18 protein-coding genes are annotated in these 23,577 nt (G+C 61.9%); 12 read left to right on the plus strand and 6 right to left on the minus strand.

All coding sequences use genetic code 11. The features are described from left to right. The first annotated feature begins 128 nt into the window (after positions 1-128). Together PMI26_RS28615 and glmS are read left to right on the plus strand one after the other, a co-directional pair. Entirely contained in the window at positions 129-905 is a 777-nt protein-coding gene (locus PMI26_RS28615; RefSeq protein WP_007969913.1) for a DeoR family transcriptional regulator, read from the plus strand. 1 nt (position 906) lies between these two features. Next, positions 907-2,739 carry a glutamine--fructose-6-phosphate transaminase (isomerizing) gene (gene glmS / locus PMI26_RS28610; RefSeq protein WP_007969914.1) on the plus strand — a complete coding sequence of 611 codons (1,833 nt, stop codon included), beginning with the start codon at positions 907-909 and terminating at the stop codon, positions 2,737-2,739. Positions 2,740-2,784: 45 nt separating this feature from the next. Here glmS and PMI26_RS28605 read toward each other — a convergent pair whose 3' ends face one another. From PMI26_RS28605 to PMI26_RS28590, 4 genes are read right to left on the minus strand one after another with little or no spacing between them, the layout of a single operon-like run. Beyond that, positions 2,785-3,810: a DUF2955 domain-containing protein gene (locus PMI26_RS28605; protein ID WP_007969915.1), complete on the minus strand. Its 1,026-nt coding sequence runs from the start codon at positions 3,808-3,810 to the stop codon at positions 2,785-2,787. Beyond that, complete coding sequence (locus PMI26_RS28600) at positions 3,800-4,918, minus strand: HlyD family secretion protein (protein ID WP_007969916.1); 1,119 nt, start codon at positions 4,916-4,918, stop codon at positions 3,800-3,802. The genes PMI26_RS28605 and PMI26_RS28600 overlap by 11 nt, the downstream gene beginning before the upstream one ends. Then, the gene (locus PMI26_RS28595) at positions 4,911-6,422 is read right to left on the minus strand and encodes an efflux transporter outer membrane subunit (RefSeq protein ID WP_007969917.1); all 1,512 of its coding nucleotides are present in this window, start codon (positions 6,420-6,422) and stop codon (positions 4,911-4,913) included. Before PMI26_RS28595 ends, PMI26_RS28600 begins: the two co-directional genes overlap by 8 nt. A gap of 14 nt (positions 6,423-6,436) precedes the next feature. Further along, a complete protein-coding gene (locus PMI26_RS28590) occupies positions 6,437-7,594 on the minus strand; it encodes an AI-2E family transporter (RefSeq protein ID WP_007969918.1) in 1,158 nt (385 codons plus the stop codon). A gap of 575 nt (positions 7,595-8,169) precedes the next feature. Here PMI26_RS28590 and PMI26_RS28585 point away from each other — a divergent pair. The 5 genes from PMI26_RS28585 (at position 8,170) to PMI26_RS28565 (ending at position 15,456) form a co-directional block, all read left to right on the plus strand. Continuing rightward, a complete protein-coding gene (locus PMI26_RS28585; protein ID WP_007969919.1) occupies positions 8,170-9,072 on the plus strand; it encodes a LysR family transcriptional regulator in 903 nt (300 codons plus the stop codon). 126 nt (positions 9,073-9,198) lie between these two features. Then, positions 9,199-9,825, plus strand: a complete 627-nt coding sequence (locus tag PMI26_RS28580) for a glutathione S-transferase family protein (protein WP_007969921.1) — start codon at positions 9,199-9,201, stop codon at positions 9,823-9,825. A gap of 63 nt (positions 9,826-9,888) precedes the next feature. Beyond that, complete coding sequence (locus tag PMI26_RS28575) at positions 9,889-11,919, plus strand: pyridoxamine 5'-phosphate oxidase family protein (protein ID WP_007969922.1); 2,031 nt, start codon at positions 9,889-9,891, stop codon at positions 11,917-11,919. 236 nt (positions 11,920-12,155) lie between these two features. Then, entirely contained in the window at positions 12,156-13,352 is a 1,197-nt protein-coding gene (locus PMI26_RS28570) for a DUF3142 domain-containing protein (RefSeq protein WP_007969924.1), read from the plus strand. Further along, on the plus strand, positions 13,339-15,456 hold the full coding sequence (locus tag PMI26_RS28565; protein WP_007969926.1) for a hypothetical protein: 2,118 nt from the start codon (positions 13,339-13,341) through the stop codon (positions 15,454-15,456). Before PMI26_RS28570 ends, PMI26_RS28565 begins: the two co-directional genes overlap by 14 nt. Positions 15,457-15,459: 3 nt before the next feature. Here the strand turns inward: PMI26_RS28565 and PMI26_RS28560 are convergent, their stop codons facing one another. Beyond that, positions 15,460-16,089 carry a LysE family translocator gene (locus tag PMI26_RS28560; RefSeq protein ID WP_086776954.1) on the minus strand — a complete coding sequence of 210 codons (630 nt, stop codon included), beginning with the start codon at positions 16,087-16,089 and terminating at the stop codon, positions 15,460-15,462. Positions 16,090-16,235: 146 nt separating this feature from the next. Here PMI26_RS28560 and PMI26_RS28555 point away from each other — a divergent pair, with 146 nt between their 5' ends. Further along, entirely contained in the window at positions 16,236-16,709 is a 474-nt protein-coding gene (locus tag PMI26_RS28555) for an Lrp/AsnC family transcriptional regulator (protein WP_007969928.1), read from the plus strand. 123 nt (positions 16,710-16,832) lie between these two features. Here PMI26_RS28555 and lpdA read toward each other — a convergent pair whose 3' ends face one another. After that, the gene (lpdA, locus tag PMI26_RS28550) at positions 16,833-18,233 is read right to left on the minus strand and encodes a dihydrolipoyl dehydrogenase (RefSeq protein ID WP_007969929.1); all 1,401 of its coding nucleotides are present in this window, start codon (positions 18,231-18,233) and stop codon (positions 16,833-16,835) included. A 209-nt stretch (positions 18,234-18,442) separates the two neighbouring features. On the opposite strand from lpdA, the gene hflK (PMI26_RS28545) reads away from it, so the two are divergent. From hflK (PMI26_RS28545) to PMI26_RS28530, 4 genes are all read left to right on the plus strand, one after another. Then, entirely contained in the window at positions 18,443-20,401 is a 1,959-nt protein-coding gene (gene hflK / locus PMI26_RS28545; RefSeq protein ID WP_007969930.1) for a protease modulator HflK, read from the plus strand. Next, positions 20,398-21,441 (plus strand): protease modulator HflC, encoded by a 1,044-nt coding sequence (gene hflC / locus PMI26_RS28540; protein ID WP_007969931.1) that lies wholly within the window; start codon positions 20,398-20,400, stop codon positions 21,439-21,441. Before hflK (PMI26_RS28545) ends, hflC begins: the two co-directional genes overlap by 4 nt. Further along, a complete protein-coding gene (hflK, locus tag PMI26_RS28535) occupies positions 21,438-22,496 on the plus strand; it encodes a protease modulator HflK (RefSeq protein ID WP_007969933.1) in 1,059 nt (352 codons plus the stop codon). Before hflC ends, hflK (PMI26_RS28535) begins: the two co-directional genes overlap by 4 nt. Further along, the coding region (locus tag PMI26_RS28530) for an HAD-IC family P-type ATPase (protein WP_007969935.1) at positions 22,493-23,577 on the plus strand (1,085 nt) is incomplete at its 3' end. The genes hflK (PMI26_RS28535) and PMI26_RS28530, both read left to right, overlap by 4 nt.

The raw sequence follows: 23,577 nt of genomic DNA on the forward strand, positions 1-23,577 counted from the left end.
AGGAGCTGCCGCAGGCTGCGATCTTTTTTCGTTTATCCACAGGTCTTTTCATCACTCCGCGCTTGACGAAGTTTCGCCGATAGGTTTTTATTGCTTCCGTTATCTTTCGAATCGAAACTTACCAGCTCATGTCGAAGCGCAACACACCTCAACGTCGTCACAACATCCTCGCCTTGCTCACGGAGCAGGGCGAAGTCAGTGTGGATGAGTTGGCCAAGCGCTTCGAAACGTCGGAAGTTACGATTCGCAAGGATCTGGCGGCACTTGAAAGCAATGGTCTGTTACTGCGTCGTTATGGCGGGGCGATCACCATGCCTCAGGAACTGGTGGCCGACCTTGGTCAGCCGGTTTCCAAGTACAAACAAGCCATCGCTCGCGCCGCCGTTGCGCGGATTCGCGAGCATGCGCGCATCATTATCGACAGTGGCAGTACCACCGCCTCCATGATCCCGGAACTCGGCCAGCAACCCGGCCTGGTGGTGATGACCAACTCGCTGCATGTCGCCAATGCCTTGAGCGAACTCGAGCATGAACCGGTGCTGTTGATGACCGGTGGCACCTGGGACCCGCACTCCGAGTCTTTCCAGGGGCAGGTTGCCGAGCAGGTACTACGCTCCTACGATTTCGACCAGCTGTTTATCGGTGCCGATGGCATCGATCTGGTTCGCGGTACAACCACCTTCAACGAACTGCTCGGACTGAGCCGGGTGATGGCCGAAGTCGCCCGTGAAGTGGTCGTGATGGTGGAGGCCGACAAGATCGGCCGCAAGATTCCCAACCTGGAGCTGCCCTGGAGCAGCGTCCATACCCTTATTACCGATGAACGCCTGCCGCTTGAGGCTCGCGATCAGATTCAGGCCCGCGGCATCAATTTGATATGCGCGGCTGTCAGTCAGGAGAAATAACATGTGTGGAATTGTCGGCGCAGTCGCAGAACGTAATATCACCGCCATCCTCGTCGAAGGCCTGAAACGCCTCGAATACCGTGGGTATGACAGCGCTGGCGTGGCGGTCTACACCAATGATGAAAAACTCGAGCGCCTGCGTCGCCCGGGCAAGGTCAGTGAGCTGGAGCAGGCATTGACCACCGAGCCGCTGGTTGGTCGCCTGGGCATCGCCCACACCCGCTGGGCTACCCACGGCGCACCGTGCGAGCGCAATGCCCACCCGCATTTCTCCGGTGACCTGGCGGTGGTGCACAACGGCATCATCGAAAACCACGAAGCCCTGCGCGAACAACTCAAGGCCCTGGGTTATGTGTTCACCTCGGACACCGACACCGAAGTCATCGCCCACCTGCTGAACCACAAACTCAAGGATCTGAACGACCTGACCGTGGCCCTCAAGGCGACCGTCAAAGAGCTGCATGGTGCTTACGGCCTGGCAGTGATCAGCTCCAAGCAACCTGATCGCCTGGTCGCGGCCCGCAGCGGCAGCCCGCTGGTGATCGGCCTGGGCCTTGGGGAAAACTTCCTGGCCTCCGACCAGTTGGCCCTGCGTCAGGTCACTGACCGCTTCATGTACCTGGAAGAAGGCGATATCGCCGAAATCCGCCGCGACAGCGTGCAGATCTGGGACGTTGACGGCAAGGCTGTCGAGCGCGAAGCCGTGCAGTACCGTGATGGCGCCGAAGCCGCTGAAAAGGGCGAGTTCCGCCACTTCATGCTCAAGGAAATCCACGAGCAACCGTCCGTGGTGCAGCGCACCCTGGAAGGTCGCCTGAGCCAGAACCAGGTGCTGGTACAGGCATTCGGTCCACAGGCGGCCGAGCTGTTCGCCAAAGTGCGCAACGTTCAGATCGTCGCGTGTGGCACCAGTTACCATGCCGGCATGGTCGCGCGTTACTGGCTCGAAGAGCTGGCCGGCATTCCTTGCCAGGTCGAAGTCGCCAGCGAATTCCGCTACCGCAAGGTAGTGGTGCAGCCCGACAGCTTGTTCGTGACCATTTCCCAGTCCGGCGAAACTGCCGACACCCTGGCCGCTCTGCGCAACGCCAAGGAACTGGGCTTCCTCGCCAGCCTGGCGATCTGCAACGTCGGCATCAGCTCGCTGGTGCGTGAGTCCGACCTGACCCTGTTGACCCAGGCCGGCCGCGAAATCGGCGTGGCCTCGACCAAAGCCTTCACCACGCAATTGGTCGGCCTGTTGTTGCTGACGCTGTCCCTGGGCCAGGTTCGTGGCACCTTGGCCAAAGACGTAGAAGCGACGCTGGTCGAAGAACTGCGTCGTTTGCCAACCCGCCTGGGCGAAGCGCTGGCCATGGACAGCACTGTGGAAAAAATCTCCGAGCTGTTCGCCGAGAAAAACCACACGCTGTTCCTCGGTCGCGGCGCGCAGTTCCCGGTAGCGATGGAAGGCGCACTCAAACTCAAGGAAATCTCCTACATCCACGCCGAAGCCTACCCGGCCGGCGAGCTGAAACACGGCCCGTTGGCGCTTGTGGATAACGACATGCCCGTAGTGACCGTGGCGCCGAACAACGAGCTGCTGGAGAAGTTGAAGTCCAACCTCCAGGAAGTCCGTGCACGTGGTGGCCAGTTGATCGTCTTCGCTGACGAGAAGGCCGGCATGACCAACGGTGAAGGCACCCACGTGGTGCACATGCCGCACATCCACGACATCCTGTCGCCGATCCTCTACACCATCCCGCTGCAGCTGCTGTCGTACTACGTCGCTGTGCTCAAAGGCACCGACGTTGACCAGCCGCGCAACCTGGCGAAGTCGGTTACTGTGGAATAAGTTATCCACAACGAAAAACCCCCTCTCAAGGGGGTTTTTCTGTTTCTAGGAGAGCGTAATTCGCCGTTGCCGCCGCGTGTCCAGCAAATACACCATCAAACAGGCATACAAAGTCACCAGAATGAACAGCCCCATGCGGATGGCGAAGGCGGTGTAGACGTCCTTGCCCGCTGCGCTGTCCTGTACCGATTGGCCGAGCAGAATGATCAGGGTTGCCATACTGTTTAGCCAGAAACTCGGTGGTTGTCGGGTTTTGGCCAGGCCGTAGAGTTTTCTGGCCACCAGCAAACCGAACAACAGCATCCACAGAAAAAACATCCACAGATTCACGAACAGGCTCAGCGCGCACCAGAAAAGGATCGCCATCAGGCCGCCGAGCAGCGTCGAGCCGAGCAATTCCTGGCCGGCGCTGCGGGCGCTGGTTGCGCAGCTCTGTTGGCCGAGGCTGACGGCTTTCATGATGATCGGCAGATAGCTGGCCGGGTCGATCATGGCCAGCAGGAACGTCGGCAGCACTACCAGCGCGGCCCGTAGCGCCAGCCAGCTGCTTTCGCTGGGCGTAAGGTTTGGGCCGGGCTTGGCCGGTGGGGCGCTGGCGGGGTCGGGAAACAGCCAATGGCTGATGGTCAGCGTCGTGACGGCCAGGAACAGTCCCTTGACCAGAGCTACTATCACCTCGAGCGCCAGGGCGAATTCAGCGGTTCCGGCGGCACTGATCAAGGTCAGGCCTACCACCAGGAATGTCGCCACCAGCGGGTTGCCACCGCGCAGGCCGTAACCGAACGCCATGAACAGGCACAGTCCGACCAGCAACACGCCACTGAACGGGTAGTAACGCAGCAGGGGGATCAGCAGCAGGCCGGTCCCGGTGGTCAACATCAGGATCAGGATCAGACCCAGGCTGGCCTTGAACGGCAACGGCCGGTTCATCGCTGCCAGCATCATCAGCGCCAGCATCGGTGCGAGGAACGGGATGGGCAGGGCCAGACCGAAGCTCGCCGCCAGGCACAGCGCCGTACCGAAGCCCAGGCGCAGCGCGCGCTGGACCCGGGCCGGGCGCTCAATACGCATAGGACATCCAGCTCATCAGGCGCAGAAACACGCGCCCAAGAACATTCAACGGGTTACCTTCGCTCGGAAAGGCCATGACTTCGGCCTGTCCGCCGGAGCGGATGCCTTGTGGACCGGTCAACTCACCGGGTTCGAACTCGATGATGACCGGAAAGCGCTGGGCCGGGCGGAGCCAGTCGCGGCTGTTCTCCACTTTCGGCAGGCTGCCCGGCTGGGTGGTCTGGCCGATATCGACGCCATAGCCGACGCTGCGCACATGGCCTTTGTAGATTTTCCCTGGCAGGGCGTCGAGGACGATGGACACCGGCGTCCCGGGCTGGACACTGCCGAGGTTGTTTTCGGTCATGTCGGCGCTGATCCACACGTCGTGGATGGCGATCAGGGTCATCACCGGCGCACCGGCGGCGGCGAACTGGCCGACATCGGTGCGCAAATCGGTGATCAGGCCGGCCGAACGCGCGTGGACTTTGGTATTGCTCAAGTCCAGCTCGGCTTTTTCGAGGTTGCTGGCGGCGCTGAGCAACTGGGCGTTTTCGCCTTCGTTACCGCCCTGTTGTTCCCGCGCCCGTTGCACTTCGGCCTTGGCCGCGGCGACCTGACTGATGGACTCTTCCAGGGTGGCGCGGGAGATCTCGAGGCGGCGCAGCGAGATGGTGCCCGGGTCTTCGCGATACAGGCGTTCAAGCCGCTGGCTATCCTGGCGAGCCTTGAGCTCATTGGCCTGGGATGCGCGCAGGGACGCCAGCTTGGAGTCGACGCCAGCGGTGTTGGCGCCCACCTGGCGACGGGTCGACTCAAGGTCGGCGCGGGCGCGATCGACGGCAATCTGGTACTGCTCCGGATTGACTTCGAACAGCAATTCGCCAGCCTTGACGTCCTGGTTGTTGCGCACGTGCACCTTGGTCACCCGGCCGGATACCTCGGCCGCCACCGGCACAATGAAGGCCTGCACCCGTGCCTGTTGCGTGTAGGGCGTGTAACGGTCGGCCATCAGGTACCAGACCAGGCTCAGGATGATCAGCAGTACTACCCAGTTGATGGCTTTTCTGGCCGGGTCGGCGGCGGGAGCCGAGTTGTTCTCGGCGGCCGATTGTGGGCTGTCAGTCATGGGCATTTTCCTTCGGTTCGTCGAGCAGGTCGCCCCAATCGGTCCGTTGTTGCATCTGTTGGCGGGTGGCCGGGTCGATCATCGGCTGGTCGCTGTACCAGCCACCGCCCAGCGCCTTGTACAGGGCGATCAGGCTGTTGACGGCGGTGCCACGGTTGACCAGATAGATATCCTGCTGGGCAAACAGGGCGCGCTGGGCATCCAGTACGCGCTGGAAATCCGAATAGCCTTCGCGGTACTGGGCATTGGCCAGGGTCACCGAACGTTCGGCGGCCACCGATGCATCGCTGAGGATCCGGTCGCGCTCCAGCGCCTTGATCAAACCGGTCGCGGCATCGTCAGCCTCGCGTGCAGCCTGGCGTACGCTGTCCTGGTAGATAACGATCAACTGCTGCAAGCGCGCATCCTGCACGCGGACGTTGTTGGTGATCCGGCCATGGTCGAAGATATTCCAGCGCAGGCTGGGACCGGCCACCATGTCGAGGGTATTGGATGCACCGTTGAGCGAGCTGGCAGACCAGACGATGCTGCCCAGCAGACTGATGGAGGGGTACAGGTCAGTCTCGGCCACACCGATCAACGCCGACTGCGCCGCCACTTGCAGCTCGGCCGCACGAACATCGGGACGCCGCACCAGCAGGTTCGCCGGTACATCCTGTAGCACAGCCGTATCGAGCAAGGGCACCACCCCGGTGTTGCGATCCAGGTCAGGGATGGAGCCGGGTGGCTGGCCGGTCAAGGTGGACAACGCATTTCGCAAGCTCGCCACTTGGCTCTCGAAATCCGGGATGGTACTCAAGGTGCCCAGGTACTGGGTCTTGGCCTGTTGCAGGTCGAGTTCGGCCTCGGCCCCGCTTTTGAACAGGCGCTCGGTGATCTCGTAGCTGCGTTTTTGCAAGGCGGCGTTACTGCGGGCGATGGCCAGGCGTGCCTCGGCGGTGCGCAGGGCGTAGTAGTTTTGCGCCAGCTGCGCGTGCAACAGCACCAGGGCATTTTCATAGTTGGCCTGGGCGGCGAACCAGGACGCGTCGGCCGACTCGATGGCACGGCTGAAACGACCCCAGAAATCCAGCTCCCAACCAATATCGAAGCCGACGCTGTGTTGCCAGAAATGCGTGTCCTGGGGGTTGGCGCCGCCCGATTGTCGACGGTTCAGGTACAGGCTGTCCGCGCTGGCCTGCTGTAATTGCGGGTAGCGTCCACTCAGGGCGATGCCCAATTGCGCTCTCGATTCCATGACCCGCAGGCCTGCGACCTGCAGGTCGGGGTTGTGGGCATCGGCTTCGGCCATCAAGTGGTCCAGCACCGGGTCGTTAAACACGCGCCACCATTGGCGGCTGTCAGGTTGCGCGTGTTGTTGGCCGGCGAGCTCCAGGGCCGGGCTGTTCCAGTGATCGACCCAAGGCTGGGCCGGCGATTGGAAATCCGGGCCCAGTTGCACGCAGCCCCCCAGCAAGGCGGTCCCACAGAGCAGCAGCCGGCTGATGCGAGCAGGACGCGGCATCAAGCGCAACCTCCTCAGAGGGGACGCTGATCGTTCATGGTCCCGATTTGCGGTGTCTCGTTCAACGCCTCGATCTCTGGTGTTTCGTTCAGTAGTTCGGCAGACGGTTGGTCCTGGACCCATTGCCAGAACAGCTGGTAGCCCACCGCCAGCGCCACCGGGCCGATGAACAAACCAATGAAACCGCCACTGACCATGCCGCCCAGGGCGCCAATCAGAATCACCGGCATGGGGACATCGACGCCGCGGCCAAGCATCAACGGTTTGAGGACGTTGTCGGCCATCCCGGCGATAAGGCTATAGATGCCAAACACGATGGTGCCCAAGGTGGTGCCATCGGTGGCGAAGACATAAGCGATCACCGGAAGGGTCACCAGCAGCACCGGCAATTGCATGATCCCCATCAGCAGCGCAACCATCGCCAGCAAGCCGGCACCGGGGACACCCATGAGCACGAAACCCACACCAACCAGCAACATCTGAATGAACGCGATGCCGACCACGCCCTGGGCCACCGCGCGGATGGTTGCGGTGCAGAGCTCGGTGATGCGTGGGCCGCGCTCCGGTCCGGAAAGGCGCGAGGTGATGGCCAGGGCGCTTCTTTCGCCGTTTTCGCCATAGGCCATGAACACGCCGGCAATGATCAGGGCGCCGATGAACAACAGAAAACCCACACCAACGTCGGCCATTTTGCCCAGCAAGGTCAGGCCGATGGACTTGATATAGGGCATCAGCTTCATGAGCACGCTGCTCATGTTGGTGGCGGCCTGCATCCAGTAGTCGTAGAGCGGCTGGCCAACAAGTGGCAGGGACGCGATTTTTTCGCTGGGTAGCGGAATATGCAACGTATCGGACTTGAGGATCGCCAGGGTGCCCTGGATCGATTCACTGATCGAGGTGCCCAGCAGGTAGATCGGCACCATCAGCAAGGCCAGGGCGACCACCACGATCAGGGTGGCGGCACGACCGTCCTTGTTGACTACCTTGCGCTTGATCAGCGCATGCAGGGGATACAGGGTGATCGCCAGAATCAGTGCCCAGAGCATGAGGTTGAGGAAGGGGTGGAAGATCTGGAAGCAGAACAATACCAGCACCGTAATCAGCCCGGCGCGTATCAGTACATCGAGCAAACCCCCGGACAGTGCTCTAGCGGAAATGTTAGTGCGCAACATTTTCGAACTCCTTGCGGTGTCACCAGGTTAGCCAGCCAGTTGAAGTTCACTCTTCCCTACCGGTGAATCTTGAAAGCGGGATCGATGGACCGTCGTTCCAGCGTCAACAACTAACGCCTTCTTTCATGTAGGGAAAAGTCAACGAGGTACCTACTAAAACTCAATAGGTAACAGGGTGGTTTGTAGTATAGGAGCAGTCGAATATTCCGCCTGATTACGCAGGCTGCAATTCTGCCGCTGTGGATAGTGTCCGCTGATGAACCCATGCCGGAAGCGAGTAGGGAGTGGAGCCAAAGGCGCTTTTTCCCGGTCCGGCATTAGCCGCTTCAGCGGGCGGGGCCGGATCATTGCGGACAGTCGCATCCGTCGCAAGAAAATAACCCTCATTAATTATCAAAAATCCCCGCTCCACTCTTTGAGGTGTGTGCCACGCTTCGTTTTTACGGTGGAGGCGCTAGAGTGCAGTAGCCCGTTGATTTAGTTGATGGTCGGGTGCCCAACTATGTTGTTGGGCGCTCGCGTTTAACATCCCGGTCTTCGGTTGCGATTTATTTATTTGAAATGAGGACATGCCCATGGACCGCTTCCAGGAAATGCAGGTCTTCGCTGCCGTCGCCCAGGAACAGGGTTTTTCGGCGGCGGCGCGGCGTTTGGGTCTGTCGGCGGCCAGTGTCACCCGAGCGGTGGCGGCGCTGGAGCAACGGATTGGCACGCAATTGCTCACGCGTACGACGCGCAGCGTGTATTTGAGTGAGGCCGGTCAGCGATATCTGGAGGACTGTCGGAGAATTCTCGCCGAGGTGCAGGAAGCCGAGGACTCGGCAGCAGGCAGCCATATCCATCCTCGTGGGCAACTGACCATCACCGCACCGGTCTTGTTTGGCGAGCTGTTTGTCACGCCGCTGATGGTGAGCTACCTGACGCAATATCCCGAGGTCTGTATCAACGCGCTGCTGGTGGACCGGGTGGTGAGCGTGGTCGAGGAGGGCGTCGATGTGGCCATCCGTATCGGCGAGCTGCCTGACAGCAATCAGCATGCAATCCGCGTGGGTGAGGTTCGGCGGGTGATCTGCGCCTCGCCTCGGTTTCTGGCCAGCCATGGTCGGCCCAGGCATCCACAGGAACTGGCTCAGGCACCGATCATTGCGACATCGGCCATTGGCCAACTCAGGAGTTGGCCATTCATTGAAGACGGCGAAACCCTGAGTGTGCGGGCTGAACCGCGACTGGTGGTGACGGCGAATCAGGCCGCCATCACGGCAGCCAGTCTGGGGTTGGGGTTCACGCGGGTGCTGTCTTATCAAGTGGCGAGCAAGGTGGCCGCCGGTGAGCTGGAGATTGTTCTGGCTGACTTCGAACTGCCGCCATTGCCCATCCACGTGCTCTATCAGGGCGGCCGCAAAGCCCCGGCCCGGGTGCGCAGTTTTGTGGATTTCGCGGTCAAGACCCTGCGCGAGCATCCGGCGCTCGAGCGTTGATTTATTTCACCCGGTGAAATAATGGATTGCGTTTGCTGGTGATTCTGTTGTTTTGCTTGTGAGTGGAAGATACGACCCACCGGCGCTGGTCTTCCTGAGCAGCACCACTGACCCGAGGTGTCGACCATGCAAGCGATCAAACTCTACAACTTCCCACGTTCCGGCCACGCGCATCGTGTCGAGTTGATGCTGTCCCTGCTGAAATTGCCGACCGAACTGATCTTCGTTGACCTCGCCAAAGGCGAACACAAGCAACCGGCGTTCCTGGCGCTCAATGCATTCGGTCAGGTGCCGGTGATTGATGATGAGGGTGTGGTATTGGCCGACTCCAACGCGATTCTGGTGTATCTGGCGCAAAAGTACGGCAACGGCCGTTGGCTGCCGGCTGATCCGGTGGGGGCGGCCAACGTCCAGCGCTGGTTGTCGGTGGCCGCCGGCCCGATTGCCTTCGGTCCGGCCCGGGCCAGGTTGATCACTGTATTTGGTGCGCCTTACAACGCTGAAGAAGTGATTGCCTACGCCCATACCGTACTCAAGGTGATCGATCACGAACTGGCCGATACAGCGTATCTGGTCGGAACTGAACCGACGATTGCCGACGTTGCCGCCTACAGCTACATCGCCCATGCGCCGGAGGGCAATGTGTCGCTGGACGAGTACCGCAATATTCGCGCGTGGCTGGCCCGTATCGAAGCCTTGCCGGGTTTTGTCGGCATGCCGCGCACCGTCGCCGGCCTGCAAAAAACTGCCTGATGCTCGCGGCCCGGTGTTGCCGGGCCGCCCCGACCTGCGCCATTGGCGCAAGGGAGAAGCCGTATGGACCGTTCACCCTGGCATGCCGGCGAGAAACAATTGCAGGCGCATGTAGGCGTTGCCGAACGAATGGAAGTTTTCGGTCGTAAGGTGATTCGCAGCGAGATGCCGGACCAGCACCGTACCTTCTATCAGCAGTTGCCGTTCATGCTGTACGGAGCGGTAGATGCCGACGGTCATCCCTGGGCCAGTATCCTTGAAGGCCAGCCCGGATTCGCCCACTCGCCAGCACCTGGCTTGTTGCAGTTCAGCAGCCTGCCTGCCTTTGATGATCCCGCGCAGTTGAGTGACGGCTCGGCCATCGGCCTGTTGGGTATCGAGTTGCATACCCGCCGGCGCAACCGCATCAATGGACATGTGCGTGCCATGACGACCGGCGGTTTCGCGGTGACGGTGAATCAGTCCTTCGGCAATTGCCCGCAGTACATTCAGTTGCGCCAGTTTCGTTCGGTGCCGCTGGCCGACCCTGCGACGCGCGTCGCGCAACACTTCAACGAACTGGATGACGCGGCCAAGGCCATGATCGCCGAGGCGGACACTTTCTTCGTTGCCAGTTATGTGGAGGTCGACGGCGAGCGCTCGGTGGATGTATCACACCGTGGCGGTCAGACCGGTTTCGTACACGTGGAAGGCAATCGCCTGACCATTCCGGACTTCGCCGGCAACCTGCATTTCAACACCCTGGGCAACCTGTTGCTCAATCCCCGGGCCGGGTTGTTGTTCATTGATTTCAATACCGGTGATTTGCTGCAGCTCAGCGGGCGCACCGAAATCATCCTCGAGGGCCCGCAGGTCGAGGCGTTCCAGGGAGCCGAGCGCCTGTGGACAATCGATGTCGAGCACGTTGTACGTCGCCCCGCCGCCCTGGCGTTGCGCTGGCGCTTCGACGGCGTATCACCCACCAGTTTGCTCACCGGCACCTGGGAGCAGGCCGCGGCGCGTTTGCAGGCCAAAGCCTTGGGCGATCAATGGCGGCCGTTGCGGGTGACGCGCATTGAAGAACAAAGCCACAGTATTCGCTCTATTTACCTGGAGCCCGCCGACGGAGCGGGCTTACCGCTTTTCCTGGCCGGGCAGCATTTGCCCCTGCGCTTCAACATTGACGGTGAAGTGCACATTCGCACGTACAGTTTATCGAGCGCACCGTCCGATGATTTTTTCCGCATCAGCGTGAAGCGCGACGGGCGGGTCTCTACCCATTTGCATGAGCGGATTCGGGTCGGCGACCTGTTGGAGGCGCGGGCGCCGCAAGGGTATTTCACCGTGGCGCCCCATGAGCGTCGGCCATTGGTGTTGCTGGCGGCCGGGGTGGGCATCACGCCGCTGTTGTCGATGCTGCGCGAGGTGGTTTACCAGGGATTGCGCACCCGCCGTATCCGCCCGACGTGGTTTATCCAGGGCTCGCGCACGCTGGCCGACCAGCCGTTTCGCCGTGAACTGGATCGCCTGCTCGAAGATGCCGGTGACGCGGTGCGGGTGGTGCGTGTGCTGAGCCAACCGGAAGCCGAGGCGGTGCAAGGCGTGGACTTCGACCTCAGTGGACGGATCGACGTCGCGCTGCTCAAGGAGCTGCTGACCGTCGAGGACTATGATCAACCGGACTTTGTCGTCTGTGGCCCCGGAAGTTTTACCCAGGCGCTGTACGACGGCTTGCGCGAGCTGGACATTCGCGACTCGCGGATTCACGCCGAAACCTTCGGCCCGTCCACCTTGCGCCGGCGTCCGGACCCCGATGCGGTGGTCATCGAGCAGCCGCCAGCCGCCACCACGTCGGTGCCCGTGGTGTTCCAGCGTTCGGCCAAGGAAGCGCGCTGGCAGCCGGAGGGCGGCAGTTTGCTGGAGTTGGCGGAAAGCCGTGGCCTGCGCCCGGAGTTCAGCTGTCGCGGCGGCTCCTGCGGCACCTGCAAGACGCGCCTGGTCAGCGGTCAGGTGCATTACCCGCTGCCACCGGCGGAGGTGCCGGATGACGGACAGGTGCTGATTTGCTGTGCGATTCCGGCGCAGGGGGCGCAGCCGTTGGTGCTCGATATCTGAAGGAAGATTACCGCTGAACATTGCCCGCTGGTCGATGGCTGGGTAGGGTAGTGGCAGAACGAAAAGGGCCGCAGAGGCTAAGGCCATTCGGTCAAGCCCCTGACATTGTGGGAGCGGGCTTGCTCGCGAAGGCGTCGTGTCAGTCAACATCAACGTTGCTGACACACCGCCTTCGCGAGCAAGCCCGCTCCCACAAGGTTTGCGGCCCTTTCTGCATTTCAGGAACAGGCGTTTCAATGGTTTTTTTCACTCGCTCGATCGCCTTGCTGCTGGCGCTGGTGCTGACCGCCGGATGCGAAAGGCACGACGCACCGCCGCTGGATCAGCAACTCTACGTCTGGCAGCGGCAATGGACACCGGCCCACGACGCCGCGCTCAGGGACAGCCATGCCGACTTTTCAACGTTGCGGGTGCTGGCCTTGCAGGCCTTCCCCAATGCCGGCTGGAGCCGTGCCCGCATCGACCCGGTATTGCTCAGGCGCGATGGTCGGCCGGTGATTGCGGTGGTGCGCCTGGATGGGCAGCTCAAGGCACTCGATCAGCAAGAGATCACCGCGCAGATCCGCCAGGTGATCAGCGATTGGCAGGGGCAAGGGTTGAACCTCGCCGGCGTGGAAATCGACCACGATGCCGGCAATGCCCGGCTACCTTCGTACCGCGAATTTCTCGCGCATTTGCGTGAAGCATTGCCAACTTCGCTGCCGCTGAGCATCACGGCGCTGCCGTCCTGGCTCGACAGTCACGAACTGCCGGCGTTGTTATCCACAGTCGACAGCAGCGTGTTGCAGGTGCACGCGGTGAGCGATCCGCGTCGCGGCTTGTTTGATGCCGATCAGGCCCGGCAATGGGCGAAGGCCTGGAGCCGCGTCACGACAAAACCGTTCTATCTGGCGCTGCCGGCTTATGGCGTAGCGTTGCTGCCGTCGGCGGAGGGCGCACCGGTTGTGGAAAGCGAAGTGACGCTGGAGCGCGAAGGCCTGCGCCGGGAATTACTCGCCGATCCGCAGTCACTGCGCACCCTCGGCACCGAACTGCGTGCCGATCCACCCGAGCATCTGGCGGGCCTGATCTGGTTTCGCCTGCCATTGGCCAACGACCGCCGGGCCTGGAGCCTGACCACCTTGCGCGCCGTGGCGCGTGCTGATGTGCTCGACAGTCAGTTGGCGCTGCAACTCTCGGCCGACAATGGGCTCTATGACATCGGCATCAGCAACCAGGGCAACCTCGACAGCGCCTGGCCCGAACGCCTGACACTCGCCGTCAGCGGCTGTGACGGGGCCGATGCCTTGGCCGGTTACGCGTTGCAACAGCGACCGGATCTGCTTACCTTCACCCGCCTGCGCGATGGCCGAATTCCGGCCGGCGGACAGCGTGCCATCGGTTGGGCTCGCTGTGCACACATTGATCAAGGAGGTTCGAATGTTCACCCGTAACTGGCCGCGTCATTTGCTTTGCCTGAGCCTCAGCCTGCCGCTGGGCTCGGCGCTGGCCTGCGGCCCGGACTTTCCCATGCGCCTGCTGGATAACCGTGGCCAGTCGCTGACGGAACTGCCCGAAGGCAACTTCAGCTTTGAAATCAGCCGCCTCGGCCACGCCATCAACGGCTTGAAGAGCGTCACTGCTGGCGCCGACTACAGCGATCAACCTGACGCGGTAGCGCTACGGGATCAGGCCGAACAGGCGGGCCTTTCCGCTGAACAACAAGTGCTGGTGAAACACCTGCGCGGCCTGACGGATGCCCATCAGGTTGAAGCCGAAGGCGCGCAACTGCCGCTCGAGCTCAGGTGGTACCTGGCGGGCGCTGTGGCATTTGGCGCCGGTGATAATGCCTTGGCCGCCGGGTATTTCAAGAAAGTGCTGGCCTTGCCCGCCGAGCAACGGGCTTCGCGCAGCACCTGGGCGGCTTACTCGCTGGGGCGCGCGTTGTTCGCCATGAGTGCCGAAGCCAATGCGGCGCCCGATTTGCTCGAACAATCGGCAAAGGCCTTCGAGCAAACCCGGCAACTGAGCATCGACGGCTTCAGCGATCCGCTGGAACTGGGTGTCGCCAGCCTCGGCGAAGAAGCCCGGGTCGTGCGCGCTGCCGGCGACTGGAACCGAGCCATCGAGCTGTACGCCACGCAGAATCTGCACGGCTCCGCGGTGGGCTATTCCTCGTTGAAGCTGTTGATGGCGGACCTGATGACGCTGCCGGAGGATCAAGTAGCCGAGTTGCTCAAGGGTCAGCCCGTGCAGCAGTTGGTGACCGCGTCCTTGATTAGCCGCTTGGGCTGGTCGTTTGGCGAGCAACCACCGAACGAACAGAAAATGATCAAGCTGTTGCAAAACAGCACGCGCGGCAGTCTCGAAAACGCCGACCGCCTGGCGGCGATGAATTATCAACAGGGCGATTACGCCAGCGCCAAGGCGTTCCTCGAGCATGCCGGCGATGGCGGGTTGGCCTGGTGGCTGCGGGCAAAACTGGCGGTGCGCGACGGCGATACAAACGCAGCCGCCGCAGCCTATGCCAAAGCGGCCCAGGCCTTTCCGCAGAATGAGTCCTGGGGCGAGCGGCGAACCCCGGACTACGATTACGAAACGCTCCAGCCCAAATGCCGGGTCGAGGGTGAAAGTGCGATCCTCGCCCTGCAGCGCGGGGATTACCTGCAAGCCTTCGATCAGTTGTATCGCAGCCAAAGCATTTACTGGTTCGACGCCGCCACCGTTGCCGAACGCGTGTTGACCCTCGAAGAGCTCAAGCACTACGTCGACACCCAAGTGCCGGCCCCGCCACCGCTCACCCAGCAGGAACGTGACAACTACGTGCCCTTGCCAGTGGCAGCGAGCCTGCGCAATCTGCTGGGGCGGCGTTTGTTGCGCGAAGGCCATTACGAGCAAGCGCTGGCGTACTTCGAAAATGACGGCTTGCGGCACAAGGCCAGGTTGTACGGCGAGCAACGCCAGGCGGCAGATTCAGCCTGGTGGCCGACCCGTCGGGCCGCTGCACTGTTCAATGCCGCCTGGACGGCGCGTGAGTGGGGCATGGATATTCTGGGCTACGAAATGGCGCCGGATTACGCCACGTTCGGCGGTAATTACATCCTTGAAAACGCTGAACTCAAAGTCGGTCCATTGATGGCCGAAGATGAATTGAAGCGTCAGCAGGCCAGCGCCGCCCAGCCCGATCAGCGTTATCACTATCGCTTCGTAGCCACGGCGCTGGCGAGCAGGGCAGCGGATAACTTGCCTCACACCAGTCAGGCGTTTGCGGCGGTGCTGTGCGAGGCCTCGGGGTGGAACAGCAGCCTAGAGGAGCAACGTGCGATTTATCAGCGTTACGTCAAAGAAGGGGCTTACGTGGAGTGGGCCGCCGACTTCGGCCACCAATGCCCGTACCCCGACTTCGAGAACGCCGACAAGCGCTACGTGACTCAAGTCACCGACGCGGCGCGTTCAGCCTTGCGCCCCTACAAGACGCCGTTGCAGGTCGGTAGCGTACTGGCGTTCGCGGCAGTCGCGCTGTGTCTGTTCAAGCGTCGCCGCCGCAAGGCGCCGTGAGGTTCAAGCCTGTTGCACAAAGGTCAGCCGCACGGCGAAACCGATCAACAGGCTGCCGAACAACCATTGTTGCAGGCGCTGGGCTGAAGGGCTGCGTTGCAGCCAACGGCCGAGTGCCGCGCCAATCAGGGCGTAGGTGCTGTCGAACAGCAGACCGACACCGACCAGCACCACGCCCAGGGTCGCAAACTGTCCGAGCACCGGCCCGGCTTGTGGGTTGATGAATTGCGGCAGCAGCACCGAGCAGAACAACAATGCCTTGGGGTTGAGCAGGTTGGTCAGCAAGCCACGCCGGATGGCGATGCTCCAGCGCGGTTTTTCGCCGGTTGTGTCGGCGCTGCCGAGGTTCGGCAGCATCGTCGTCCGCAGGCACTGAATGCCGATCCACAGCAGGTACGCGGCGCCTGCCAGGCGCACCACATCGAAGGTCCAGGGCGCCGCCTTGAACAGCGCCGCCAACCCCAGCGCCGCCAATCCCACATGACAACCCCGGGCGATGCCCAACCCCACGGCGGTGGCCAGCGCGGCGCCTTTTCCCTGGCGGGCACCCGTCTGCAACAGCAGGATCATGTCAGGCCCCGGCAACAGATAGACCACCGCCAGCGCCATGAAAAACATCCAGAGTCCGTCCACGTTGCACCCCCATTCGTTGTCGATTCGGTAGTGCCAGTCTAGGGCCGGAGGGCAGGGCAGGTGCTTGCGTTGTCAGCTTCTATCGGCGGCTGTATTGGCATAATCTGCCACTTTCTTTCGCATGTACCATCGGAATCTGCCAAGCCATGAAACTCGACGCCTACGACCGCAAGATTCTCGCCGCACTGCAACGGGACGGCCGCCTGAGCAATGTGCAGCTGGCAGACGAGATCGGCCTGTCGGCATCGCCGTGCTTGCGCCGGGTTCGGATGCTTGAAGAGGCGGGGGTGATTCGCGGCTATCAGGCCAATCTGGATCGCGACGAAGTGGGGTTGGGGCTCACGGTGTTTGTCGGGGTCAAGGTCGAGCGCCATAACGACGAACAGGCCGAAGCCTTTCGCCTGGCGGTGACGGCATTGCCCGAGGTGATTTCGGCGTTCCTGGTATCAGGGGAATCGGATTTTCTGCTGCAGGTGGTGGTGCCGGATTTGCGTGCCTATGACCGGTTTCTCACCGGGCGTTTGCTGAAGCTGCCGGGGGTGAGCGACATCCGCAGCAACTTTGCGATTCATACGGTGAAGGCGCCGGGGGCGTTGCCGTTGGAGCATTTGCCGCTTTAGACCGAGTCGTCTGCCTTCGCGAGCAAGCCCGCTCCCACATTTGATTTGTGTGCGCCACAAAACCAATGTGGGAGCGGGCTTGCTCTCGAAGGCGATAGAACAGTCACTGCAACGCTTAAAGCTCTACATCTGCGTCGCCATCCCCTCCACATTCATCGCCGCCTGGCGCAACGCCTCGGAGCGGGTCGGGTGTGGGTGGCAGGTCAAGGCGATGTCTTCGGCCGAGGCGCTGAATTCCATGGCCACGCAATACTCGCCGATCATTTCACTGACGCTCGGGCCGACCAGATGCACGCCGAGGATTTCGTCCGTGCGCTCATCGGCCAGCACTTTGGCGAAGCCTTCGGTTTCATGGTTGATCTTCGCCCGGCTGTTGGCAGTGAACGGAAATTTGCCCACCTTGTACGCCCGGCCTTCGGCCTTGAGCTGCTCCTCGGTCTTGCCGACGCTGGCCAGCTCCGGCTTGGTGTAGACCACGCTGGGAATCAGGTTGTAGTTGACCTCGCCAGCCTTGCCGACCATCTGTTCGACGCAGGCCATGGCTTCGTCCTCGGCCTTGTGCGCGAGCATGGGGCCGTAGGTCACGTCACCAATCACCCAGACCCCGGCGGCTTCGGTGCGATGCCCCTTGTTGGCAAGCATGCCGCGCTTGTCCGTGGCGAGGCCGACGTTCTCCAGGCCCAAGCCCTGTGTATAAGGTCGGCGCCCGATGGCCACCAATACATAATCCGCTTCCTGCAACTCGGCAGTGCCGCCTGCGGCAGGCTCGATGCTGAGCTGTACACCGGTGGCGGAGGTGGTGGCGCTGGTCACTTTCGAACTCAGCTTGAAGCTCAAGCCTTGCTTGCTCAGGGAGCGTTGCAGGGTTTTGCCTGCTTCGATGTCGACGCCGGGGCAAATCCGGTCAAGGAACTCGACCACCGTCACCTGCGCCCCCAGGCGTCGCCAGACCGAACCCAGCTCCAGGCCGATCACGCCAGCGCCGATCACCACCAGATGCCTGGGCACCTCGGTCAGCGCCAGGGCGCCGGTGGAGTCGAGGATGCGCTTGTTATCGATGTCTACGCCGGGCAGGGGAGTGGGTTCGGAACCAGTGGCGATGATGATGTCTCTGGCGTTCAACTCAGTCTTGCCGCCGGCGGTGTCGGTCACCGTGACTTTGCCCGGCCCGTCGATGTGGCCCCAGCCCTTGATCCAGTCGACTTTATTCTTGCGGAAAAGAAACTCGATGCCCTTGGTCAGCCCGGTAACGCTTTCATCCTTTTGCTTCATCATCTGGGCGAGGTTGAGGCTGGGCTTGACGTCGATCCCCAGATTGGCGAATTCCGCGCCCATGGCCGCGTCGTACAGTTCGGAGGCATGCAGCAATGCCTTGGATGGCATGCAGCCGACATTCAGGCAGGTGCCGCCGAGTGTGGCGCGCCCTTCCACGCAGGCCGCCTTCAGACCCAGTTGTCCGGCGCGGATCGCCGCGTTGTAACCGCCGGGGCCACCGCCGAGTATCACGACGTCATAAGTGCTCATGGATGTACTCCTGGATCGAAAGGGGATGGGTAAAAGTAGTTCCTGAATAATATTACGAGCGTAATATATTTGCGCCGCAACCTTTCGGTCAAGGCTTCAGGTTAGCGACAGGTTGGGCATCTTTAGATAGCGCGCTTGAATACGGAAATTTCACTATTTCCGTTATATCGTAACGAATTGTCCTGTAAGCGAAGACGCTCTGGGGTGGTATGCAAGTCGATCTCGATGTTGATGAAACGCCGCTGGCCGGATTGCCGCGTTTTCAGCAGGCGTTCATTCAAGGGCGGCGTTTGCGCCAGTTCGCCATCGGTGCGGGCGTACTCGCCACCGTGGGTGCGTTGCTGGCGTTTTTTGCCGGGCTGTTCGCCTCGAAAACGTTGTGGCCAGCGTTGTTGCTGAATTTGAGCGCTGCGTTTGTGGTGTTGATGGCGGGCTTGCAATCGGCCTGGTGGGTCGCCCAATGGCGTGCCCGCGCCATGAATCCCGTGGCGCCGGTGGTCGTTGTCGACGAATCTGCCGAGCCTTTGGGCTGGTATGAACGTTTGCTGGACCGGATCAGTCGGCAATCGCACAACCTGCTCGGGCAAATGGGCGCGCCGATGCTGTGGCTTGGCGGTTGGGCGTTGTTGGCAGTATTGGGCGTCGAACAGACCTGGGACCTTTCGTTGCCCCCGGCAGCGCTGGGGTTGGCGGCCACTATCGGGGCGGCATGCTCATTGCTATTGGCCTTCGGCCTGTTGGTGATGGAGCGTCATCTGGCGCAGGAAAACACCGCGCAATGGCCTGAGGCCGCCGCGTTGGCGCAATTGACCCGTGTGCCGATCATCAGCCTGCTACTCGCTGCGTTTTGTCTGTTGTTTGCCGATGAATCCTCGATATGGCCCGTACGCCTGGCGGTGTTGTCCGGACTGTTGCCGGGGCTGGTGGCGGCAGAATTGTTGCTGCGTGCGGTGTTGTCATTGTTCAGTCCGCGCCGTGAACGCCTTGAGCCGGAGTTACTGGCGCGCAGCTTTGTCGCCGATATGCTGCGTTGGCCACCACAGCCATTGCTGGCGTTGCAGCACGAATTACACAACCGCTTCGGTATAGATCTGCGGCAGATCTGGGCCTTCACGTACATGCGTCGAGCTCTCGTTCCCGTGTTGGCGGTGATTTCGCTGGTTGGCTGGTCGCTGACGGGCATTCACGAAATTGCGCTGCAAGGGCGCGGCATCTATGAACGATTCGGCAAGCCGGTGGAGGTGTTTGGCCCCGGTTTGCATCTAGGCCTGCCTTGGCCATTGGGCCGGGTGTTGAGCGTCGAGAATGGCGTGGTTCACGAGTTGGCCACCAGTGTTGGCGAAACCACGCCCCCTACCCAGGCAGACCCTGCCGAAGGCCCGGCCCCGGCAATTGCCAATCGCCTGTGGGACGCCAGCCATGTGAACGACAAATCCCAGGTGATCGCCAGCAGTCGAGCCGACAGGCAGAGCTTTCAGATCGTCAACATGGATGTGCGCTTCGTTTATCGCATCGGTCTGAGCGATGAGGCGGCATTGGCCGCGACCTATAACAGTGCCGATGTGCCGATGTTGATTCGCAGCACCGCCAGCCGAATCCTGGTTCACGATTTTGCCTCGCGCACCCTCGACGGTTTACTGGGGGAGGACAGGGTAGGGCTGGCGGAAGAAATCGGCCGCGCCGTACAGGCGGACCTGAAAAAACTCGACAGCGGCGTGGAAATTCTCGCCACGGTGGTCGAGGCGATTCACCCGCCGGCCGGTGCCGCCAACGCCTATCACGGCGTGCAAGCGGCGCAGATTGGGGCGCAAGCCTTGATTGCCCGTGAACGTGGTGCCGCCGCCGAAGCCACTAACCAGGCGCAGTTGCAGGCCAGCATCGCCGGCGATCAGGCGACGGCCAGCGCCCGTGAAATCAATGCGGGCGCTCAGGCTGCGGACCTGAAATTCAACGCCGAGCAGAAAGCCTATGCCAGCGCTGGCCAGGCCTTTGTGCTGGAGCAATATTTCAGTCAGTTGTCCCAGGGGTTGGCCAACGCCAGATTGCTGGTGCTGGACCATCGTCTGGGCGGCAGCAGCAATGCGCCGACCATCGACCTCCGTACTTTCACGCCGCCGGTTGACCCCGCGCCGTCGCGTAAAACCGTTCATCCAGGAGCTGCCAATTGAGCCAGTCCCAGACGCACGATCACGATGACCACAGCGGCCACGATCACGGCCATGGCGGGCATCACCATCACGGCCATCACCATCATCACCACGGCGATCCGCAAGAGGCCGGTCCATTCCCGTGGCGCCGCATGGGCTGGGCGGCATTGCTGGTGGCGTTTGCCGTCGCCGCGGCGAGCCTGGTGCAGGTGCGTTCGGGGGAGGCCACAATGATCACGCGCTTCGGCAACCCTTCACGGGTTTTGCTGGAGCCGGGGCTGGGCTGGCGCTGGCCGGCACCGTTCGAGGCGGCGATCCCGGTGGATCTGCGGCTGCGCACCACGTCCAGCGGTTTGCAGGATGTCGGCACCCGGGACGGTTTGCGCATTATCGTCCAGGCCTATGTGGCGTGGCAGGTGCAAGGCGATCCGGACAATGTGCAACGTTTCATGCGGGCGGTGCAGAACCAGCCTGATGAGGCTGCACGACAGATTCGTACCTTTGTCGGCTCCGCACTGGAGACCACCGCCAGCAGTTTCGATCTGGCGAGCCTGGTCAATACCGATGCCAGCCAGGTACGCATCGCCGATTTCGAAGCGCAACTGCGCAAGCAAATCGATCAGCAGTTGCTCACCACGTATGGCGTGCGCGTGTTGCAGGTCGGTATCGAAAGACTGACGCTGCCTTCGGTAACGCTCACCGCGACTGTCGACCGGATGCGCGCTGAGCGTGAAACCATCGCCACTGAACGCACGGCCATCGGTAAGCGTGAAGCCGCACAAATTCGTTCTGCCGCCGAACGTGATGCGCGAATTGTGCAGGCTGATGCCACAGTGAAAGCGGCAGATATCGAAGCGCAATCGCGGGTCGAAGCGGCGCAGATTTATGGTCGCGCCTATGCGGCTTCACCGCAGCTTTACAACCTGCTGCGCTCGCTCGACACCTTGGGCACTGTGGTGACCCCGGGCACCAAGCTGATTCTGCGCACCGACGCCGCACCGTTCCGGGTGCTGGTTGACGGTCCGCCGAGCCTCGACATCAAGTCCGGATCACAGCCATGAGTTTGGTTCCACGTGGAACAAATGAGTTGAGCAGCCCCTGGATTCAAGCCGGGCGCCTGGCGTTTATTGCCCTGTACGCGGTGACGGTGTTGGCGGCATTGGCGTGGGCGTTTTCCAATGTGCGGCAGATCGATCCACAAAACCGCGCCGTGGTTTTGCATTTCGGCGCGCTGGATCGCATTCAGAATGCCGGGCTGCTTCTGGCTTGGCCGCAACCCTTCGAGCAGGTGATTTTGTTGCCGGCGGCGGATCGGGTGATCGAGCGTCGAGTGGAAAGTCTGTTGCGCAGTGATGCCGCGACGCAGGCTGATCGTGTGGCCAGTTTTGCCACGCCCATCAGCGATGCCCTCGCAGGCTCCGGCTATCTGTTAACGGGTGACGCCGGCGTGGTGCAACTCGATGTGCGGGTTTTCTACAAGGTCACCGAGCCCTATGCGTTTGTGCTTCAGGGCGAACATGTGTTGCCGGCTCTGGATCGGCTGGTGACCCGCAGCGCACTGGCGCTCACGGCCGCACGGGATCTGGACACCATTCTGGTCGCTCGTCCGGAACTGATCGGTGCCGATAGCCAGGCGGCGGAACGACGGGAGCGCTTGCGCGGTGATCTGGTGCAGGGCATCAATCAACGGCTGGCCGAACTCACTGCAACAGGGCAAGGCTTGGGCATCGAAGTGGCACGGGTCGATGTGCAGTCGAGTTTGCCAAGCCCTGCAGTGAACGCTTTCAACGCGGTACTGACCGCCAGCCAGCAAGCCGATAAGGCGGTCGCCAATGCACGCACCGAAGCCGAGAAGCTGACGCAAACCGCCAACGAGCAAGCCGACCGTACGCTGCAAGTGGCCCATGCCCAGGCGAGTGAACGGCTGGCCAAAGCGTCTGCCGATACGGCCACCGTGTTGAGCCTGGCCAAGGCGGAGCAGCAAGGTATCGACCCGCAGATGTTGCTGCGCATTTATCGCGAGCGCATGCCGAAAATTCTCGGCCAGGCCGGTTCAGTCACCACGGTCGATCCCCAAGACGATTCCCGCCTGATCATTCAGGGAGCTGCACAATGACCGTTCAAACCGCCGCCGCACCGAGCCTGTTGTCTTCGGCTGAACAACGCCGCGCCGCGCGCCAGTTGACCCTGGCCATGCTCGCATTGGGCCTGCTTGCGCTGGGCCTGATCTGGCGTTGGCTGGCGCCGGAGCAGACCGGTGTCAGTCAGTTGCTGTTGGGGTTTGCTTCGTTGCTGGTTGCTGTACCGGTCATGCGTTCGGCCTGGTACAGCCTGCGTTATCCAAGCCTGCACGGCATCACTGATCAATTGATCGCCCTGGCCATGCTGGGTGCCTGGGCCACCGGGGATCTGCTGACGGCGGCCCTGTTGCCGATCATCATGATCTTCGGCCACGTGCTGGAGGAGCGCAGCGTGATCGGTTCCCAGGAGGCTATTCACGCCCTCGGTAAACTGACCCGCAGCCACGCGCGAAAGATTCAGGCGGACGGCTCCATCATCGAAGTCGACAACGGCACGCTCAAGGCCGGTGATCGGGTCGAGGTGCGCGCCGGGGACCGGGTACCGGCGGATGGCCGGGTGTTGTCTGGCCAGGCCAGTCTGGACACCGCCTCCATTACCGGCGAATCGGTACCGATGGAGGCCGGTGTCGGCATGTCGGTGTTCGGTGGCGCGATCAACCTCGATGGTCTGTTGCGAATCGAAGTGACCCGCACCGGCCATGAGTCGACCCTCGGCAAAGTGATTGCCCTGATGCAAAACGCCGAGCGTTCGAAGCCGCCCATTACCCGCTTGCTCGAGCGCTATGCCGGCAGCTACATGGTGCTGGTATTGCTGCTGGCGGCCGTGACCTGGTTCATCACCAACAACGCCCAGGCAATGCTCGCGGTGTTGGTGGCGGCTTGTCCTTGTGCGCTGGTGTTGTCGGCGCCGGCCACGGCGATTGCGGGTGTGGCGGTGGCGGCACGCCACGGGATTCTGATCCGCAGTTCTGCGTTCCTCGAAGAGTTGGCGGACCTGACCTCGCTGGTAGTCGACAAGACCGGGACGCTGACCTTCGGCACCTTGCGCCTGCAATCCATCGACAGCCCGCTGGAGGATCGCAGCCACGTCCTGACGCTGGCGGCGAGCCTCGGCTC

The sequence above is a fragment of the Pseudomonas sp. GM33 genome (assembly GCF_000282295.1).
Taxonomy (GTDB): domain Bacteria; phylum Pseudomonadota; class Gammaproteobacteria; order Pseudomonadales; family Pseudomonadaceae; genus Aquipseudomonas; species Aquipseudomonas laurylsulfatiphila.

Excerpts from the sequence above, each read along its gene's own strand:
- PMI26_RS28615 (WP_007969913.1), top strand. The coding sequence starts at position 129 with ATGTCGAAGCGCAACACACCTCAACGTCGTCACAACATCCTCGCCTTG.
- glmS (WP_007969914.1), top strand. The coding sequence starts at position 907 with ATGTGTGGAATTGTCGGCGCAGTCGCAGAACGTAATATCACCGCCATC.
- PMI26_RS28605 (WP_007969915.1), bottom strand. The coding sequence starts at position 3,810 with ATGCGTATTGAGCGCCCGGCCCGGGTCCAGCGCGCGCTGCGCCTGGGC.
- PMI26_RS28600 (WP_007969916.1), bottom strand. The coding sequence starts at position 4,918 with ATGACTGACAGCCCACAATCGGCCGCCGAGAACAACTCGGCTCCCGCC.
- PMI26_RS28595 (WP_007969917.1), bottom strand. The coding sequence starts at position 6,422 with ATGCCGCGTCCTGCTCGCATCAGCCGGCTGCTGCTCTGTGGGACCGCC.
- PMI26_RS28590 (WP_007969918.1), bottom strand. The coding sequence starts at position 7,594 with ATGTTGCGCACTAACATTTCCGCTAGAGCACTGTCCGGGGGTTTGCTC.
- PMI26_RS28585 (WP_007969919.1), top strand. The coding sequence starts at position 8,170 with ATGGACCGCTTCCAGGAAATGCAGGTCTTCGCTGCCGTCGCCCAGGAA.
- PMI26_RS28580 (WP_007969921.1), top strand. The coding sequence starts at position 9,199 with ATGCAAGCGATCAAACTCTACAACTTCCCACGTTCCGGCCACGCGCAT.
- PMI26_RS28575 (WP_007969922.1), top strand. The coding sequence starts at position 9,889 with ATGGACCGTTCACCCTGGCATGCCGGCGAGAAACAATTGCAGGCGCAT.
- PMI26_RS28570 (WP_007969924.1), top strand. The coding sequence starts at position 12,156 with ATGGTTTTTTTCACTCGCTCGATCGCCTTGCTGCTGGCGCTGGTGCTG.
- PMI26_RS28565 (WP_007969926.1), top strand. The coding sequence starts at position 13,339 with ATGTTCACCCGTAACTGGCCGCGTCATTTGCTTTGCCTGAGCCTCAGC.
- PMI26_RS28555 (WP_007969928.1), top strand. The coding sequence starts at position 16,236 with ATGAAACTCGACGCCTACGACCGCAAGATTCTCGCCGCACTGCAACGG.
- lpdA (WP_007969929.1), bottom strand. The coding sequence starts at position 18,233 with ATGAGCACTTATGACGTCGTGATACTCGGCGGTGGCCCCGGCGGTTAC.
- hflK (WP_007969930.1), top strand. The coding sequence starts at position 18,443 with ATGCAAGTCGATCTCGATGTTGATGAAACGCCGCTGGCCGGATTGCCG.
- hflK (WP_007969933.1), top strand. The coding sequence starts at position 21,438 with ATGAGTTTGGTTCCACGTGGAACAAATGAGTTGAGCAGCCCCTGGATT.